The organism is Kitasatospora sp. NPDC058406, from assembly GCF_042722765.1.
GTDB lineage: Bacteria > Actinomycetota > Actinomycetes > Streptomycetales > Streptomycetaceae > Kitasatospora.
The window spans coordinates 646-16,519 of record NZ_JBHXKE010000212.1; the positions used below are offsets into that span (position 1 = coordinate 646).

The following is a 15,874-nucleotide window of genomic DNA, read 5'->3' on the forward strand; positions in this document are numbered from 1 at the left end:
GACGGTGCCGTCGGTGCCGGGGCCCCCGCAGTCGGGGGCACCGGCATCCGGCGCTCCCGCGCGTCAGCCCCGGGCGGTCAGCGGCGCGTAGGCGTCCGGGCGGCGGGTGGAGTTGAACGGGAAGAGTTCGAGCCAGTCGTGGCGCTGGTCGAGGTCGAGGTCGGCGACCAGGACGGCGGCCTCGTCGCGCGGGGCCTGCGCGAGAACGCGGCCGTAGGGGTCCACGATGAAGGAGCTGCCGTAGAAGGTGAGCTCGCCCTCGACGCCGGTGCGGTTGGGGACGATCATGAACGTGGCGTTGGCGATGGCGTTGCCGGTGATGACCTTCTGCCACAGCGGCTGGGTGTCGAAGCCGGGGTGGCCGGGCTCGGAGCCGATGGCGGTGGGGTAGATGAGGGCGTCGGCGCCGGCGAGGGAGTAGGCGCGGGCGAGCTCGGGGAACCACTGGTCCCAGCAGGTGGGCATGCCCACGGCGGCGCCGCCGACCTCGGCCAGCGGGAACGCGTCGTCGCCGGCGGGGCCCTGGCGGAACCAGGTGTCCTCGTAGTAGCCCTCGGTCACGGGGATGTGGAGCTTGCGGGTGCGCTGCACCAGGGTGCCGTCGGGTGCCACCAGGATCGCGGTGTTGTAGCCGAGGCCGTCGGGGCCCTCCGGGCCGTCGGCCTTCTCGAACAGCGAGGCGTGGACGTGCAGGCCGTGCTCGCGGGCCGCGGCCGCGGCGAAGGCGAAGGTCGGACCGGTCAGCAGGTCCTCGGGCTCGACGGCCTGCGGGTGGTCCGCCTGGCGCAGGACGGCGAAGTACGGGGAGAGCGTCAGCTCCTGGAGCGCGACCAGGCTCGCGCCCTGCTCGGCGGCCAGGCGGATGCCCTCCAGCAGACCGGCGCGGTGCTGTTCCGGGTCCTGGTGCCAGCGCTGCTGGACGACGGCCACCCGCAGGGCGGCGCGCTGCGGGGCGCGGGTGCGGGCCGGGGAGGCCGGCGGGTTCAGGGCGGTGATCAGACGCATGGCGGTTCCCGGGGGTGGCTGGGCCGGCGGCCTCGTCGCCGCCGTGCCGGAACGTTCCGGCACGGGGAAGAGTAGCCATGCCGGAACGTTCCGGCAATACGCGCCGGAGACCGCCCGCCGTGCCCCGGCCGGCGAACGGGATCGAGGGCGGGCCCGAGGTGGGGAGCGCGCCCCGGGGCGGTGTCTAGACTTCCGGGCTGTGACCAGCCAACCTGTGACCCTGTTCGACGTGGCCCGGGCGGCCGGGGTGTCCAAGAGCACGGCCTCCGACGCGCTGCAGGGCTCCGGCAGGGTCGCGGAGGCCACCCGTGAACGCGTCCGGGCGGCGGCCCGCGAGCTCGGCTACCGCCCCAACTCGGCCGCTCGCAGCCTCCGCCGCTCCAGCACCGGGGCGATCGGCCTGCACCTGCCGCGGACGGCGACGCGCCTGGAGTACTACATGAACCTGGCGTTCGGCGCGGTCGAGCGGGCCAGGGAGGACGGACTGGACCTCGTCCTGCTGGCCCCGGGGACGGCGTCCGGCGGCGGACTCGCCGCGCGGGTGGACGGCCTGCTGGTGATCGACCCCGAGGTCGACGACCCGGAGGTCCCGTACCTGCTGGGCTCCGGCGTGCCGGTGGTGACGGGGGAGCGCTACCTGGGCGGCGGCGTCGCCCCCAGCGGCGCGGTGGTGTGCGACAACGCCGCCTCGCTCGCCTCGCTGCTCGACCACCTCGCGGCGCGCGGAGCACGCCGCCCGGCGCTGCTGGCCCCCGGCCCGGGGTCCGACTGGGCCGCCGCGCTGCGGGCCGCCGCCGCCGACTGGACCCGGCAGCAGGGCGTCGAGGTCACGGTGCGGACGGTCCCGTTCGCGGCCACGCCCGCCGAGGCGGAGGCCGCCACCGCGGAACTGCTCGCCGGCACCCCGGGCCTGGACGCGGTGGTGTGCGCCCCCGACGGCGCGGTGCCCGGCGTGCTGACGGCCGCGGCCCGGGCGGGCCTGCGGGTCGGCGCGGACCTGCTGGTGGCCGCGTGCGTCGACGGCCCCGCGGCGCGGGGGGCGAGCCCGCAGGTGACGGCGGTGGACCTGCGCGCGGCGCAGTACGGACGCGCGTGCGCGGAGCTGCTGAGCGATCTGCTGGCGGGAGCGGCGGTCCCCGGCGTGGTGCGCCGGCACGACTGGGCACTGCGCGTCCGGGCGTCCACCGCCGGCCACGGCTGACCGGCCGCCCCCAGCCGGCACCGACCGGACCTACCGCTCCGTCGTGGTGCCGGGGCGGGCGGGGAGCGGCCGGGGGACCGTGCGCAGCCAGGCGCGGGCGGCCCGGGCCGAGGTGAGGTGGACCAGCGTCAGCCCGGGGTGGGCGGCGAGGCGGTCCAGGGTCCGTCGGCGGTACGCGGAGTGGTGGCTCCAGGCCCGGCGGATCGGGTGCTCCGGGTCGCGCCACTCCCGGAAGTGCTCCCGGTTGCCGTTCCACAGCTCGCGGCGGGTGAGCGCACGGGCGAGCGAGCGGCGCAGGACGCGGTGCATGACGGTGTACCGGGGCAGGTCGAGCCAGACGTAGGTGTCGGCCCGGGTGGTCAGCAGATCCCCGAGCAGCCCGGTGTACTGGTCCTCGGTGACCCAGCGGGCGGTGTGCGCGAACGTCTCGACGTCGGAGCGGAACGCGGGCCGCGGGGTCCAGTTCGGCCCGTGGTGCAGGGCGTCCAGTTCGTACTGCGGCAGGCCGAGCCGCGCGGCCAGCCGCCCCGCCGCCGTCGTCTTGCCCGCACCCGGGATGCCCGCGACCAGTACCCGCTCCACGGCCGTCACCCTAGTCCGTGGAGCGCGGACCCCGTACGCTGCCGGGCCCGGCGGCCTGGTCGGCGGAGCGCCCCGAAGGGCAGGATTCGCGTCACGGTGCTGCACCGTGCGAATCGCGTTCGATAGGTTGGGGCCGGCGTGCGCAACCGAGTCCGCGGAGGGGTTCTCTCGATGACCGATCAGACGGTCCACCACCTGTTCTCCTACGGGACGCTCCAGCTCCCCGGGGTCCAGCTCGCCCGGTTCGGCCGGCGCCTCGACGGGCGGCCGGACGCGCTGCCGGGCTTCCGCCTGACCTCCATCGCGATCACGGACCCGGAGGTGATCGCGGCCAGCGGCACCGACCGCCACCCCCTGGTGGTGGCCTCCGCCGAGGGCGGCGACGCGGTGGAGGGCAGCGTCTTCGCCCTCACCGACGCCGAGCTCGCCGCGGCGGACGACTACGAGGTCGACGACTACGCCAGGACCGAGGTCGTCCTGCGGTCCGGCACCAGGGCCTGGGCCTACCTCGACGCCGGCCCCCGGGACGTCACGGCCCCCTGAGCGGGGACCGCACGCCGAGGGTGTCGCCCCGGACGGGGCGCGAACCGGCCGCCGCTGCGCTCACGGCGGCCCGGAGCACGTGTGCGATCCGGTTAACTCCCCGATCCACGGGCCGTGACAAGGCGGTAATGCGGCCTTCCTAGGGTCACGATCGTGGGAGTTTCCCACCGCTTGGTCCTTCGGGAGGGAGTCTCGGTGACGACGCCAGGTTCGAAGGCGGACAGCGTGCGGACGGTCTGCTCGTACTGCGGCGTCGGCTGCGGCATCGTGCTCGACATCGGCCGGGACGCCGTCAGCGGCCGGCGCACCGTCGTGAAGGCGGTCGGGGACCGGAAGCACCCGGCGAACCGCGGGCGGCTCTGCACGAAGGGCGCGACCGGCGCCGAGCTGATGGCCGCCTCCGGGCGGGCCACCAGGGCCCTGGTCCGTGCCGAGCGCGGCGCCGAGCCGGCCGAGGCGGACGTCGACGAGGCGATCACGGCGGTGGCCGGACGCCTGCGGGCGATCCTGGACCGGCACGGCCCCGACGCGCTCGCCTTCTACGTCTCCGGGCAGATGTCCCTGGAGGCGCAGTACCTGGCGAACAAGCTCGCCAAGGGGTTCGTGCGGACCCACCGGATCGAGTCGAACTCCCGGCTCTGCATGGCCTCGGCCGGCACCGGCTACAAGCTGTCGCTCGGCGCGGACGGCCCGCCCGGCTCGTACCAGGACTTCGACCACGCGGACGTGTTCCTCGTCATCGGCTCGAACATGGCCGACTGCCACCCGATCCTGTTCCTGCGGATGATGGACCGGATCAGGTCGGCCGGGGCGAAGCTCGTCGTCGTCGACCCGCGGCGCAACGCCACCGCCGACAAGGCCGACCTGTTCCTGCAGATCCGGCCGGGGACCGACCTCGCCCTGCTGAACGGACTGCTGCACCTGCTGGTGGCGAACGGCCACACCGACGAGGCGTTCATCGCGGAGTTCACCGACGGCTGGGAGGCGATGCCCGCCTTCCTGGCGGACTACCCGCCGGCGAGGGTCGCCGAGATCACCGGGATACCGGAGGCCGACATCCGGCAGGCCGCGCAGTGGATCGGTGCGGCGGGGGAGTGGACGAGCTGCTGGACGATGGGCCTCAACCAGTCCACCCACGGCACCTGGAACACCAACGCCCTGGTCAACCTGCACCTGGCGACCGGTGCGATCTGCCGCCCCGGCAGCGGCCCGTTCTCGCTGACCGGCCAGCCCAACGCGATGGGCGGCCGGGAGATGGGGTACATGGGCCCGGGCCTGCCCGGCCAGCGATCGGTTCTCGTGGACGCCGAGCGGGCCTTCGTCGAGGACCTGTGGGGGATCGGGGCGGGCACCCTGCGCACCGACGTCGGGCGCGGCACGGTCGAGATGTTCGAGCAGATGGCCGCCGGTGACGTCAAGGCGTGCTGGATCATCTGCACCAATCCGGTGGCCTCCGTCGCCAACCGCAAGACCGTCATCGCCGCCCTGGAGGCCGCGGAACTGGTCATCACCCAGGACGTGTTCACGGAGACCGAGACCAACGCGTACGCGGACGTGGTGCTGCCCGCCACGCTGTGGGCCGAGTCCGACGGCGTCATGATCAACTCGGAGCGGAACCTCACCCTCGTCCAGGGCGTCGTCGACCCGCCCGGGCAGGCACTGCCCGACTGGCAGCTGATCGCCCGGGTGGCCTGCGAGATGGGCTTCGCCGACGCCTTCACCTACGCGAGCGCCGAGGAGGTCTTCGAGGAGCTCAAGCGGGCCTGGAACCCGGCGACCGGCTGGGACCTGCGCGGCGTCGACTACCGGCGGCTGCGCGAGACCCCGGTGCAGTGGCCGGCGCCGTCCCCGGACGGCAGCGACCGCAACCCGATCCGCTACCTCAACGACGGCGTCAGCCAGACCCTGCTGGAGCGGGCGGACGGCACCCGCCCCCGGTTGGCGTTCCCCACCGCCGACGGCCGGGCCCGGTTCTTCGGCCGCCCGCACCTGCCCGCCGCCGAACTCCCCGACGACGACTACCCGTTCGTCCTCAACACCGGCCGCCTCCAGCACCAGTGGCACACCCTCACCAAGACCGGAAGGGTCGGCAAGCTCAACCGGCTGAACCCCGGTCCCTTCGTCGAGCTCCACCCGGAGGACGCCGCCGCGATGGGCGCGGAGGAGGGGGACCACGTCGAGGTCGCCTCCCGGCGGGGCCGCGCCGTCCTGCCCGCCGTCGTCACCGACCGGGTCCGCCCCGGCAACTGCTTCGCGCCGTTCCACTGGAACGACCTCTTCGGCGAGTACCTCGGCATCAACGCCGTCACCAACGACGCCGTCGACCCGGTCTCCTTCCAGCCCGAGTTCAAGGCCTGTGCCGTGGCGCTGCGGGTGGTGCCGGCCCCGGTGCCCGCGGACTCCGTTCCGGGGACGGCGGTGTCGGGGCCCGCCGTCCCGCCGCAGGCCCCGGCCGCCCCGCCGCCGGGTGTCGGCGCCGTCCCGGGCGTCGACGCGGGGCCGGGGGCGGCGGTGGAGGGGGACAGGGCCGGTGCCCTGCCCGCCCTGGCCGCGCTGCTCGGCATCGAGCACCTCGCGCCGCCGGTGCTCACCGAACCGGAGCGCCGCTACCTGTCCGGCTTCCTCGCCGGGGTCGCGCTGGCGCCGCCCGGCGGCGTGCCGGTGCTGCCGGCCGACGCGCCGTTCGCCCCGGAGACGGCGCGGTGGGTGGACGGCCTGCTGGCCGGGGCGTTCTCCCGGACGGCGACTCCCGCCGCGCCCGCCCCCGCCGCCCCGCTCCGCGGGCCGGCCGGCGCCGCCCCCGAACCCGTCCGCGCCCGGGAACTGCTCGTCCTGTGGGCCTCGCAGACCGGCACCGCCGAGGAGTTCGCCGCCGGGGCCGCCGCCCGGCTGGCCGAGGCGGGCCGCCCCCCGGCCCTGCTCGCCATGGCCGACACCACGCCCGGACGGCTCACCGCGGGCACCGACCTGCTCATCGTCACCAGCACCTTCGGCGACGGTGACGCACCCGACAACGGCGCCGACTTCTGGCAGGCGCTGGCCGACGGCGGCGCGCCCCGGCTGGACGGCGTGCGGTACTCCGTCCTCGCCTTCGGCGACTCCAGCTACGACGACTTCTGCGGCCACGGGCGGCGCCTCGACGAACGGCTCGCGGAGCTCGGCGCCACCCGCCTGCACCCGCGGACCGACTGCGAGGCGGACGACGACGAGGCCGCCGGGACGTGGCTGGAGCAGGTCACCGGCGTGCTCGCCGCTCCCCCCGCCGCTCCCCCCGTCGGCCCCCTTCCCGGCTCCGTCGCCGACGCGGGCGGCCGGCCGGCCCCCGCCGGGCCGCCCGCCCCCGGGCCGTCCGTCACGGCGGGCGGCGCACCGGAGCCTCCCGCGCCCGCCGCCGCGACGGCCCCCGCCGTACCGCCCGCAGCCGCGTCCGCCGCCCTGCTCTCCACGGACCGGGCCGCCGCGCCGGCCGCCTCCTCGAAGGCGTCCCCCTTCACCACCCTCCTGATCGGCAACCGGGTGCTGAGCCTGCCCGGGGCGCAGAAGGAGGTGCGGCAGTTCGCGTTCGACACCCACGGCGGCAGGCTCGCCTACGAGGCCGGTGACGCCCTCGGGGTGTGGCCGGCCAACGGGTCCGGGCTGGTCGCGGAGTGGCTCGCGCTGACGGGCCTCGACGCGGAGCGGGGCGTGACCCTGCCCGGGGTCGGCGACCTCCCCCTCGGCGAGGCCCTGCGGACCCGGCTCGACATCACCCGCATCACCCCGGACCTGCTCGGCTTCGTCGCCGAGCGCACCGGCGACCGCGACCTCAAGCGGCTGCTGCGGCCGGACAACAAGGGCGAGCTGGCGCGGTGGAGCTGGGGCCGGCAGGCCGCCGACGTGGTCGCGGCCTTCCCGGTCCGGGCGAGCGCCGCCGAGTGGGCCGGCGTGCTCCGGCGGCTCCAGCCCCGGCTGTACTCCGTCTCCTCCAGCCCGCTGGCGCACCCCGGCGAGGTGCGCCTCACGGTGTCCGTGGTCCGCTACACCAACGACCTCGGCCGCGACCGCAACGGCGTCTGCTCGACCTACCTCGCCGACTGCGCCGACGACGGCCCGGTGCAGGTGTTCGTCCAGCGCTCCCCGCACTTCCGCCCGCCGGTCTCCTCCACGACGCCGATGATCATGGTGGGTCCCGGCACCGGCGTCGCGCCGTTCGTCGGATTCCTGGAGGATCGGCGGGCCCGTGGCCACACCGGCGCGAACTGGCTGTTCTTCGGCGAGCAGTGCGAAGCCACCGACTTCTACTACCGGGAGGAGCTGGAGGCGTTCCGCGCCTCCGGTCACCTGGACCGCCTCGACGTCGCCTTCTCGCGCGACCAGCGCAACAAGGTCTACGTCCAGGACCGGATGCGCGAGCACGGGCCGCGCCTGTGGCGGTGGCTCCAGGACGGTGCCCACGTCTACGTCTGCGGCGACGCCGGCCGGATGGCCAAGGACGTCGACCGGGCGTTGCGGGAGATCGTCGCCGCCCACGGCGGGATGGACGAGGAGTCGGCCGCCGGGTACGTCCGGCAGCTGGCGGGCGACAAGCGCTACGTCCGGGACGTCTACTGATCTCCGCTCGGCCGGTAGGGGCTGTGCATGGTGAGGAAGCGGATGTCGAGGTCGGTCTCCAGGTAGTCCATCCGCCGCTCCCAGAAGGCCCGCATGTGGGGCAGGGCGAGGTGGGCGTCGAGGTCGGCCTCGGAGCGCCAGGCCTCGTAGAAGACGAAGACGCCGGGCTCCTGGCGGTCCTCGTGGAAGTGGTACTCCAGGCAGCCGGACTCCTGCCGGGTGGGTTCGACGAACGAGAGCAGGAGCTCCTTCAGCTCCTCGGCGCGTTCGGGCCTGGGGCGGGCGGTGCCGACGAGCGTGAACGGCTGGGACATGCGGGGTTCCCCCTCCGGGAGGTCCTGGGACAGGCATAGGTACAGGAAATCTCGTACCTGGGCGACGCTAGCCGACCCGCAGGTACGATGCAATCCATACCTGGAGGGAGGTGTCCCGGATGCCCGACGACGAAGGCCACCCGAGCGTCGAGGAGATCGAGCTCGGCCCCGTGCTCTCCGCACTGGCGGATCCGCTGCGCCGCCGCGTGGTGCGCGAGCTGGCCACCGGACCCGACGGCGCCGCGCGGACGTGCAGCTCGTTCGCGCTGCCGGTCTCGAAGGCGACCGTCACGTACCACTTCCGCGCCCTGCGCGAGGCCGGGCTGATCCGGCAGGTCGACCGGGGCAACAGCCGGATGGCCTGCCTGCGCCGGGCCGACATCGAGCAGCGCTTCCCCGGGCTGCTGGGCATCGTGGCGGCCGAGCCGGAGGGGTGAGCGCGGGCGCGGGGAAGTCCCGTCCGGGCCGGCGCGCGTGACGTACGCTCACGCCGGGCCCGCGCCCGGGGCTCACACGAGGCGCGGCCGGGTCAGCGGGACGCCGTGGCGCGCCGGCGGGGGCGGACCATGACCCGTCGCAGGTCGCAGAGTTCGACGTCGAAGTTCTTCGCGGTGGTGCGCAGCCGGGAGAGCATCGCGTCCGGGCCGGTGATCCAGAGCCGGTCGACGCCCAGTTCGCGCAGCGACCGCGCGGTGTCCACCCAGCGGATCGGGCTGACGAACCCGTCGAGCAGCGCGGTCCGCAGCTCCGCGGGCCCGGTCAGGACGGCCCCGTCGTAGTAGGAGACGATCGGGATCCTGGGCGCCGCCAGGGTGTACCGCGCGTACACCTCCTCCATCCGGGCCCGGACCCCGGTGAACAGGGACGTGTGGGCGGGCGGGCGCATCGTGTAGAGCGAGTAGCCGCCGGCTTCGCTGATCGCCGACTTGAAGGCGGCCAGTTCCGCCTCGCGCAGCGACACCATGTGGAAGTCGGTGTCCATCCGGCCGGAGACGTCGTGCCACTCCAGGCCGCCCAGCAGCGGGTCGAGCCGCTCCTCGGGCACCCGGACGAACGAGTGGGTGACGATGTCGCGGTGCTCGGTGGCGAAGTACTCGCGCTCGACCCGGGCGATCTCGTCGACCAGCCGGACGGTGTCGGCGAACGGCAGCGCGCCCGTGTAGGCCAGGGCGGTCCGCTCCCCGAAGCTCGGGCCGGCGCAGTACTCGGGTGCGGCGCCGAGCCGCTGCTCCGCCCACTCCGCCAGGGCCAGGCACGCGACGAGCACCGCCACCTGGACCGGTTCGGCGTAGTCGTCGTCGGCCGGTGCGTCGGCCAGCGCGTCGGCGAGGCGGTAGCCGAGCGCCTCGTCGGCCTCGGCGAGTCGCCGGCGCGCGAGCGGATGGATCATCAGGAACGTGCCGAGCTCCTCGCGGCGGACCGGGGAGAGGGCCGGGAAGACGATCGCGGCGGTCATCGGGAGGCCTCCGTGGGTGCCCCGCCCCGCGGGGCGGAGCGGGAGCGGTCGACTGCGGTGCGGGGGAGGGGGAACCGGTCCGACGCCCGCGCGGCGCCGCCGGAGGGAGCACCGCCGAGCGGCGCGCCGCCGGTCGGTGCCGCGCCCTCCGGGGCGGCGTGCGGGCCGCGGCTCACGAGTGGACCGGCTTCTGGGCGGCGGGCGGGGCGGCCAGCCTCTCCAGCGCCTTCCGGTCGGGCTTCCCGTTGCGGTTGAGCGGCAGCCGGTCCAGGACGACGACCCGGTTGGGCTGCTCGTAGGCCGGCAGGACCGCGCAGATCCGCTCCCGCCAGTGCGCGGCGTCCGCGCCGGTCTCGTCCTCGACGAAGAACACCAGGGAGCTCCCGCGCCGTTCGTCCGGGACCGCGATCACCTTGGCCGAGCAGCCCGCCTCGGCGATCCGCGCCTCGATCCGCTCGGGGTAGAGCGTGTAGCCCATCCGGTGCACGGCCAGCTTGCGACCGAGGACGGACAGGTTGCCGTGCTCGTCCAGGCGCCCGAAGTCGCCGGTGCGCCGCCAGCCGCGGGCGACCGGGGCGAGGTCGCCGTCCGGGCCGAGGTAGCCCTCCATGAGCTCCGGCGAGTCGACCTCGATCTCGCCCGCCTCGAACGGGCCGAGCACCGCGCCCGCGTCGTCGACGATCCGCACGCCCATGCCGACGACGGGCCGGCCGGTGGCCACGGGGTTGTCCGCGGTCGCGAAGGCGACGTTGCCCAGCTCGGTGCTGCCGTAGCTGTCCAGCAAGGGCTTGCCGCACAGGTCGACGTACCGGTCGACCAGGGTGGGGTCCAGCGGGGCCGCGCCGCTGCAGAACAGCCGCACGCCGCGCAGGTCGGCCGTCGGGTCGGGGCGCCGGCTGACGATGTTCCAGATGCTGCGGTAGGTGGCCGGCGTCGCGTCGAGCACGGTGGCGCCGGTCCGGCCGGCCATGGCGACCGCCTGGTCGACCCGGCGGTACGGGGCGACCACCAGGGAGCAGCGGACCAGCCAGGCGATGAACACCATGGAGAGCCCGTACTGGTGGGAGAACGGCAGCAGCGGCAGCAGGACGTCGTCCGGGCGGTGGCCGATCTGGGCGGCGTTGCGCTCCAGGTTCCGCAGGAACCGCGCGCCGGTCTTCACCACGCCCTTCGGGACGCCGGTCGACCCGGAGGACCACATGATCAGCCCGTCCGGCAGCCCGCGCCAGAGGTCGAGGTCGAGCGGGCCGTCCAGCTCGGCGGGCGGCCGGGACCCGGCGGCGGCCAGCAGGTCCTGGACGAGGACGGTCCGGTCCCCGGCGGGCGGCAGCGCGCTGCCGTCCACGACGGTCAGCGAGGCCCGGGTCAGCCGGTGGATGCGGGTGGTCTCCTCGGCGGTGTCCTGGTGGTCGAGGAGCACGATCGAGGCGCCGGCGTGGGCGAGGCCGAGCAGCACGGTGATCCAGGCGGCCGAGTTGTCCGCCTTGAACAGCACGCGGGTTCCCGGCCGGACGCCGAGGTCGGCCAGGACCGCGGCGACGCCGACGGCCGATCGCTCCACGTCGGTCAGGGACTGGGCGGAGTCGGGTGCGAACACAGTGGCGGTCATCGGCGGATGCCGTCCTTCCGCGGGTGTCGGATGCAGGCGGGGTCAGATCAGCGGGAACTTCAGCTGGCCCGACGCGATCGGATTGACGTAGTCGGCGCTGGTCATCCCGGCCTTCTTCATCGCCAGGCCGGTCAGGCCCTCGAAGATGGCCCGGCGGGCGTTCATGGTGGTGGAGTAGCCGGGGTCGAGGTGCGGCGCGATCTCGACGACGTCCATCCCGATGACGTTGGTCTCCGCGCACAGCCGCCGGAAGGCCGGGAACAGCTCACGCGGGGTCAGTCCACCGGGCTCCGGCGTGCCGGTGCCGGGCGCGTAGGCGGGGTCGAGGACGTCGATGTCGAGCGACAGGTAGATGAACTCCGGTCCGTCGTGCACCTCTTCGATGACCTTGTCGAGCACCGCGTTGAAGCCCAGCCGCTCGATCTCGACCATGAAGTGGGTTCGCATGCCGTTGCGGCGCATCCAGTTGAACAGCGCGTCGTCCGGGCCGGTCGGCGTGCGCAGGCCGATCTGCACGAAGTTCTTGCCGGGGATCCGCTTCTCGTCGATCAGGCGCCGGAGCGGGGTGCCGTGGGTGACGCGGTGGCCGAAGATGTGCTCGTGGCAGTCGGGGTGGGCGTCGAAGTGCACCACGCCGATCTTGTCCGGTCCGTACAGGTCGGCGAGCGCGCCGACGCTGGCGATCATGAGCGAGTGGTCGCCGCCCAGGATGACCGGCACGGCCCCGACGTCCGCGACCTCGCGGACCGTCGCGGCGATCGACGGCAGCGACTTCTCGACACTGAAGATGTCGATCGCCGCGTCCCCGTAGTCGACCACCTTGAGGAGGTTGAACGGGCTCACCCGGGTGCTGGCGTTGACCAGGAGCTCGGGGGTGTTGAAGAGGTAGCGCTCGTCGGAGCGCAGTGCGCGCGGGCCGTAGGCGGCACCGCGGTGGCCGGACGAGGAGTCCAGCGGGACGCCGAACACGGCGACGTCGACGCCGCCGGCGCGCAGGTCCTCCTGGTCGAGGCAGACCGGGACCCCCATGAAGGTGGGGATGCCGGTGTAGGCCGGCTGGAGGAAGTTGCGCCGGAGGTCGATCGGGCCGGGTGCGCGGGAGGGAGCCTGCGACCGGTCGATCGGAATGCGCCAGGAGTCTTCGGCATCGTTTTCCGTCACGCTGATTCCTTACCGTGGCCTGACCGTCAATTGGCTTTACGGCGATATCGTCAACACGCTCGCGGCGGCTTCCCAACGCCGACGGAAGGCTATTGAGCGGTGTTTAGCGGGCCAACCCCAGCGGATCCCCTATCGGGCGGAGGGCTGCAGGGGGTCGATTCGCCCGCAAGGCCCGAAGGGGCAGGAGATGCCCCGATTTGCGCCGGAGGCGCGGCCGCGGCGATCAGGGGCCCCGCGGAGCGGTGGTCCGCGGTTCGTCCAGGGAGCGTCGGAGGTGGTGGCGCGCCTGCGGAGGCGGCGCGACCGACCCCGTGAGCACCGCAACTCCCGTGCGGGGCAGGCCCAAACATCTGATGCCCTTTCGGGCACATGATTTTTTGTTCACATCGCGTACTCCATCGATTCAATGGGGGATCACCTTCCGAGGGGCATACTGAGGCCGTCGCACGAAGAGATCAAATGCATTTTTTACGGTGATAGCGGCGAAACATATCGATGCCACGTTCATTCGGCCGAATGTCGCGCCGTCTTTCTCGGGTGCGGCGGAGAGCCGCGGGCATCGGCGGATCGCCGGACCAATGGATGTGCCCTCGGGGAGGACCACGCAGGTGTTTGTCGAACGTCAGGAGCAGCTCGCCGGTTTCACGGCCGCGCTGGAGGATTGCCGAGCCGGAAACGGCCGGCTGCTGTCAGTCGTCGGCCCCATGGCCAGCGGGAAGACCACGCTGCTGCGCGCGTTCACGGAGCACGCCGAAGCGGCGGGGTTCCACGTCCTGTGGGCCACCGGCTCCCGGACCGAGCGGGAGCTGCCGCTGAGCCTGGTCAACCAGTTCTGCCACGGCTTCCCGTCCCCGACCGACCACACCGACCGGGCCGGACTGATCCGCGAGGTGCACAACGCGTCCGCGGCGCTGCTGGCCAACAGCGAGCGGGCGCCGCTGGTCGTCGCCGTCGACGACCTGCACCACGTCGATCCCCTCTCCCTGCACTGCCTGCTCTACCTGGTCCGGCGCATCCGCAACGCGCGGGTCCTCGTGGTGGTCAGCGGCCGCGACCTGACGGAGCCGACCGATCCGCAGCTGTACGCCGAGCTGATGGTGCTGGCGGCCGACAACCACATCGAGATCCCGCCGCTCTCCCGGCACGGCGTCGGCGAACTGCTCGCCGAGGCCTTCGGGACCCACCCGGCCGACCCGCTCGTCGACGCCTGTACCCGGGCGTCCGGGGGGAACCCGCTGCTGGCCCGGACGCTGATCGCGGACCTCCGCAGCGCCGGCGGGCCCGGCCTGGACCGGGACGGGCAGGTCGTCCCCGGCCGCGCCTACACCGCCGCGGCCCGCAGGTACGTCGAACGCTGCGAACCGGCGACGCGGCGCGTCCTCGCCGCCGCCGCCCTGCTGGACGGCCGCCCGCCGGCCGGCCTGCTCACCCTCGCCCGGCTGGCCGAGGTCGACACCGCGGCGGCCCGGCGGGAACTGTCCGGCCTGGAGAACGCGGGCCTGATCAGCGACGGCCGGCTCCCGCACCCGCAGGCCCGCCAGGCGGTGCTCGACCAGCTGCCGCCCGAAGCCCTGACCGACCTCCACCTGAGGGCGGCCCGGATCCAGTACGAGGGAGGGGCGGCGCCGCTCCCGGTCGCCCGCCACCTGCTGGCGGCCGGCCGGACACCGGCCTGGGCCGGCCCCGTCCTCGGCGCCGCCGCGGAGGAACTGCTCGGCAGCGGCGACGCGGACCTCGCCACCGCCCTGCTGCGGCTCGCGCACGACGGCGCGACCGACGAGGCGGAGCGCGTCGCGTTCAAGGTCGCGCTGCTCCGGGCGGAGTGGTGTACCGACCCGGCCTCCGCCGGGCACCGACTGGGACAGCTCACCGACGCCGTCCGGACCGGCCGGGTCGACGTCGCCGCACGCGTCACCACCGCGTACTGCCTGCTCTGGCTGGGGCGCACGGCCGAGACGGTCGAGGTGCTCGACGGCCTCGCCACGCTGGAGGCCGACACGGAGGAGCGCGCCAGGATCCGGCTCCTCACCGCATGGACCCGGTTCACCCACCCCGGCCTGCTCCGCGACGACCCGGCCGAACCCTGGGCACCGCAGCGCGCCGCCGAGACCGTGGTCAACACCAAGGAGGCGCTGGCCCAGGCCCTGGAGACCGTCCTGGTCAAGGGCCCGAACAGCGCGGCGGTGATCACGGCCGAACAGGCACTGCCCCGCTCGTCGGCCCGCGGCGACGCCCTGACCATGCACGTCGCGGCGCTCACCATCCTCATCTACGCCGACCAGCTCGAAACCGCGACCCAGTGGACCGACCGCCTGCTGACCCAGGCCCGCGAACGCGGCGTGTCGTCCATGGAGGGCATCCTGACGGCGATCCGCGCCGACATCGCGTACCGCTCCGGCCGGCTCGCCGACGCGCAGCGCCACGCCGAGGCCGCGCTCGCCACCATGTGCCGCGAGAGCTGGTCGACCGCGGTCGGCGGCCCGCTGGGCACCCTGCTGCTGGCGCTCACCGCACGCGGCCGGCTCGCCGAAGCCGCCCGCTACCTCGACGAGCCGGTCCCGGACGCGATGTTCGAGACCGTCTGGGGCCTGCACTACCTGCGGGCACGCGGCACCTACTACCTGGCGGCCGGTCAGCCGGAGGCCGCCCTGGACGACTTCACCACCTGCGGGGACCTGATGGCCCGCTGGAACCTCGACCTGCCGGCGCTCGCGCCCTGGCGCATCCACGCGGCCCGCGCGCACCTGGCCCTCGGCCGGCCGCAGCAGGCCCGCATGCTGGCCGAGAGCCAGCTGACCCAGCTGGGCCAGGAACCGAGCCGGACCAAGGCGGCCGCCCTGCGCGTGCTGGCCGCGGTCTCCCCGCTCGCCCAGCGCCCCACGCTGCTGCGCGAGGCCGCCGAGATGCTCCGCGGCTGCGGCGACCTGCTGGAGCTGGCCCACACGCTGGCCGACCTCAGCCAGGCCCAGCGCTCGCTCGGCGACTTCCACCGCGCCCGGATGACCGTCCGGCGGGCCTACGGCCTGGCCGGCGACTGCCAGGCCGACGGCCTGCGCCAGCGCCTGCTCCCCGACGTCGACGACGCGGCGCCGGAGGAGGCCGAGGAGTCCTACACGGAGGCCCTCAACTCGCTCAGCGACGCGGAGCGGAGGGTCGCCGTCCTGGCGGCCCAGGGCAACACCAACCGGCAGATCGCCAACCGGCTTCTGGTCACCCTGAGCACCGTCGAGCAGCACCTGACCAAGGTCTACCGCAAGCTCAGCGTGACCCGGCGGGCCGACCTCCTGGCGAAACTCGGGCCGAGGGTCAGCAACGTCGCGTGAGCTCCGCCGGCCGGCGGGCGGCCCGGTGGGCGGCCCGCCCGCCCGCCGGCTCACGGACTCGGCGAGGTGCCCGGCGGAGCACCCGCGTCG

Annotated in this window: 11 protein-coding genes; 5 read left to right on the forward strand and 6 right to left on the reverse strand. The window is 74.4% G+C overall.

The window, feature by feature from the left end; translation table 11 throughout:
* Positions 1-63: 63 nt before the first annotated feature.
* On the reverse strand, positions 64-1,005 hold the full coding sequence (locus tag ACFWOG_RS31390) for a nitrilase-related carbon-nitrogen hydrolase (protein ID WP_329881438.1): 942 nt from the start codon (positions 1,003-1,005) through the stop codon (positions 64-66).
* 199 nt (positions 1,006-1,204) lie between these two features.
* Here ACFWOG_RS31390 and ACFWOG_RS31395 point away from each other — a divergent pair, with 199 nt between their 5' ends.
* Positions 1,205-2,206, forward strand: a complete 1,002-nt coding sequence (locus ACFWOG_RS31395; RefSeq protein ID WP_329881437.1) for a LacI family DNA-binding transcriptional regulator — start codon at positions 1,205-1,207, stop codon at positions 2,204-2,206.
* 30 nt (positions 2,207-2,236) lie between these two features.
* Here the strand turns inward: ACFWOG_RS31395 and ACFWOG_RS31400 are convergent, their stop codons facing one another.
* Positions 2,237-2,788, reverse strand: a complete 552-nt coding sequence (locus ACFWOG_RS31400; protein ID WP_380362397.1) for an adenylate kinase — start codon at positions 2,786-2,788, stop codon at positions 2,237-2,239.
* 171 nt (positions 2,789-2,959) lie between these two features.
* On the opposite strand from ACFWOG_RS31400, the gene ACFWOG_RS31405 reads away from it, so the two are divergent.
* Both ACFWOG_RS31405 and ACFWOG_RS31410 read left to right on the forward strand, forming a co-directional pair.
* The gene (locus ACFWOG_RS31405) at positions 2,960-3,331 is read left to right on the forward strand and encodes a gamma-glutamylcyclotransferase family protein (protein WP_380362399.1); all 372 of its coding nucleotides are present in this window, start codon (positions 2,960-2,962) and stop codon (positions 3,329-3,331) included.
* A 195-nt stretch (positions 3,332-3,526) separates the two neighbouring features.
* On the forward strand, positions 3,527-7,921 hold the full coding sequence (locus tag ACFWOG_RS31410) for a molybdopterin-dependent oxidoreductase (RefSeq protein WP_380362401.1): 4,395 nt from the start codon (positions 3,527-3,529) through the stop codon (positions 7,919-7,921).
* On the opposite strand, the gene ACFWOG_RS31415 is transcribed toward ACFWOG_RS31410, so the two are convergent.
* Entirely contained in the window at positions 7,915-8,235 is a 321-nt protein-coding gene (locus ACFWOG_RS31415; protein WP_329881433.1) for a putative quinol monooxygenase, read from the reverse strand. The genes ACFWOG_RS31410 and ACFWOG_RS31415 overlap by 7 nt on opposite strands.
* Before the next feature lie 119 nt (positions 8,236-8,354).
* Between ACFWOG_RS31415 and ACFWOG_RS31420 the strand changes: the two genes are divergently transcribed.
* Positions 8,355-8,672, forward strand: coding sequence for a helix-turn-helix domain-containing protein (locus ACFWOG_RS31420; RefSeq protein WP_329881432.1), 318 nt, complete (start codon positions 8,355-8,357; stop codon positions 8,670-8,672).
* A 92-nt stretch (positions 8,673-8,764) separates the two neighbouring features.
* On the opposite strand, the gene ACFWOG_RS31425 is transcribed toward ACFWOG_RS31420, so the two are convergent.
* The 3 genes from ACFWOG_RS31425 to ACFWOG_RS31435 all read right to left on the reverse strand — a co-directional run bounded on the left by ACFWOG_RS31425 (position 8,765) and on the right by ACFWOG_RS31435 (position 12,461).
* A complete protein-coding gene (locus ACFWOG_RS31425; protein WP_329881431.1) occupies positions 8,765-9,691 on the reverse strand; it encodes an ACP S-malonyltransferase in 927 nt (308 codons plus the stop codon).
* 172 nt (positions 9,692-9,863) lie between these two features.
* Positions 9,864-11,300 (reverse strand): class I adenylate-forming enzyme family protein, encoded by a 1,437-nt coding sequence (locus ACFWOG_RS31430; RefSeq protein ID WP_355408314.1) that lies wholly within the window; start codon positions 11,298-11,300, stop codon positions 9,864-9,866.
* Positions 11,301-11,342: 42 nt separating this feature from the next.
* Positions 11,343-12,461 carry an agmatinase family protein gene (locus tag ACFWOG_RS31435; protein WP_329881429.1) on the reverse strand — a complete coding sequence of 373 codons (1,119 nt, stop codon included), beginning with the start codon at positions 12,459-12,461 and terminating at the stop codon, positions 11,343-11,345.
* Positions 12,462-13,069: 608 nt separating this feature from the next.
* Here ACFWOG_RS31435 and ACFWOG_RS31440 point away from each other — a divergent pair.
* On the forward strand, positions 13,070-15,784 hold the full coding sequence (locus ACFWOG_RS31440) for an AAA family ATPase (protein WP_329948484.1): 2,715 nt from the start codon (positions 13,070-13,072) through the stop codon (positions 15,782-15,784).
* Positions 15,785-15,874: the final 90 nt, after the last annotated feature.

Bases quoted from the DNA above. Each gene is read 5' to 3' on its own strand.
- ACFWOG_RS31390 (WP_329881438.1), bottom strand. From the start codon at position 1,005: ATGCGTCTGATCACCGCCCTGAACCCGCCGGCCTCCCCGGCCCGCACC.
- ACFWOG_RS31405 (WP_380362399.1), top strand. From the start codon at position 2,960: ATGACCGATCAGACGGTCCACCACCTGTTCTCCTACGGGACGCTCCAG.
- ACFWOG_RS31415 (WP_329881433.1), bottom strand. From the start codon at position 8,235: ATGTCCCAGCCGTTCACGCTCGTCGGCACCGCCCGCCCCAGGCCCGAA.
- ACFWOG_RS31420 (WP_329881432.1), top strand. From the start codon at position 8,355: ATGCCCGACGACGAAGGCCACCCGAGCGTCGAGGAGATCGAGCTCGGC.
- ACFWOG_RS31425 (WP_329881431.1), bottom strand. From the start codon at position 9,691: ATGACCGCCGCGATCGTCTTCCCGGCCCTCTCCCCGGTCCGCCGCGAG.
- ACFWOG_RS31430 (WP_355408314.1), bottom strand. From the start codon at position 11,300: ATGACCGCCACTGTGTTCGCACCCGACTCCGCCCAGTCCCTGACCGAC.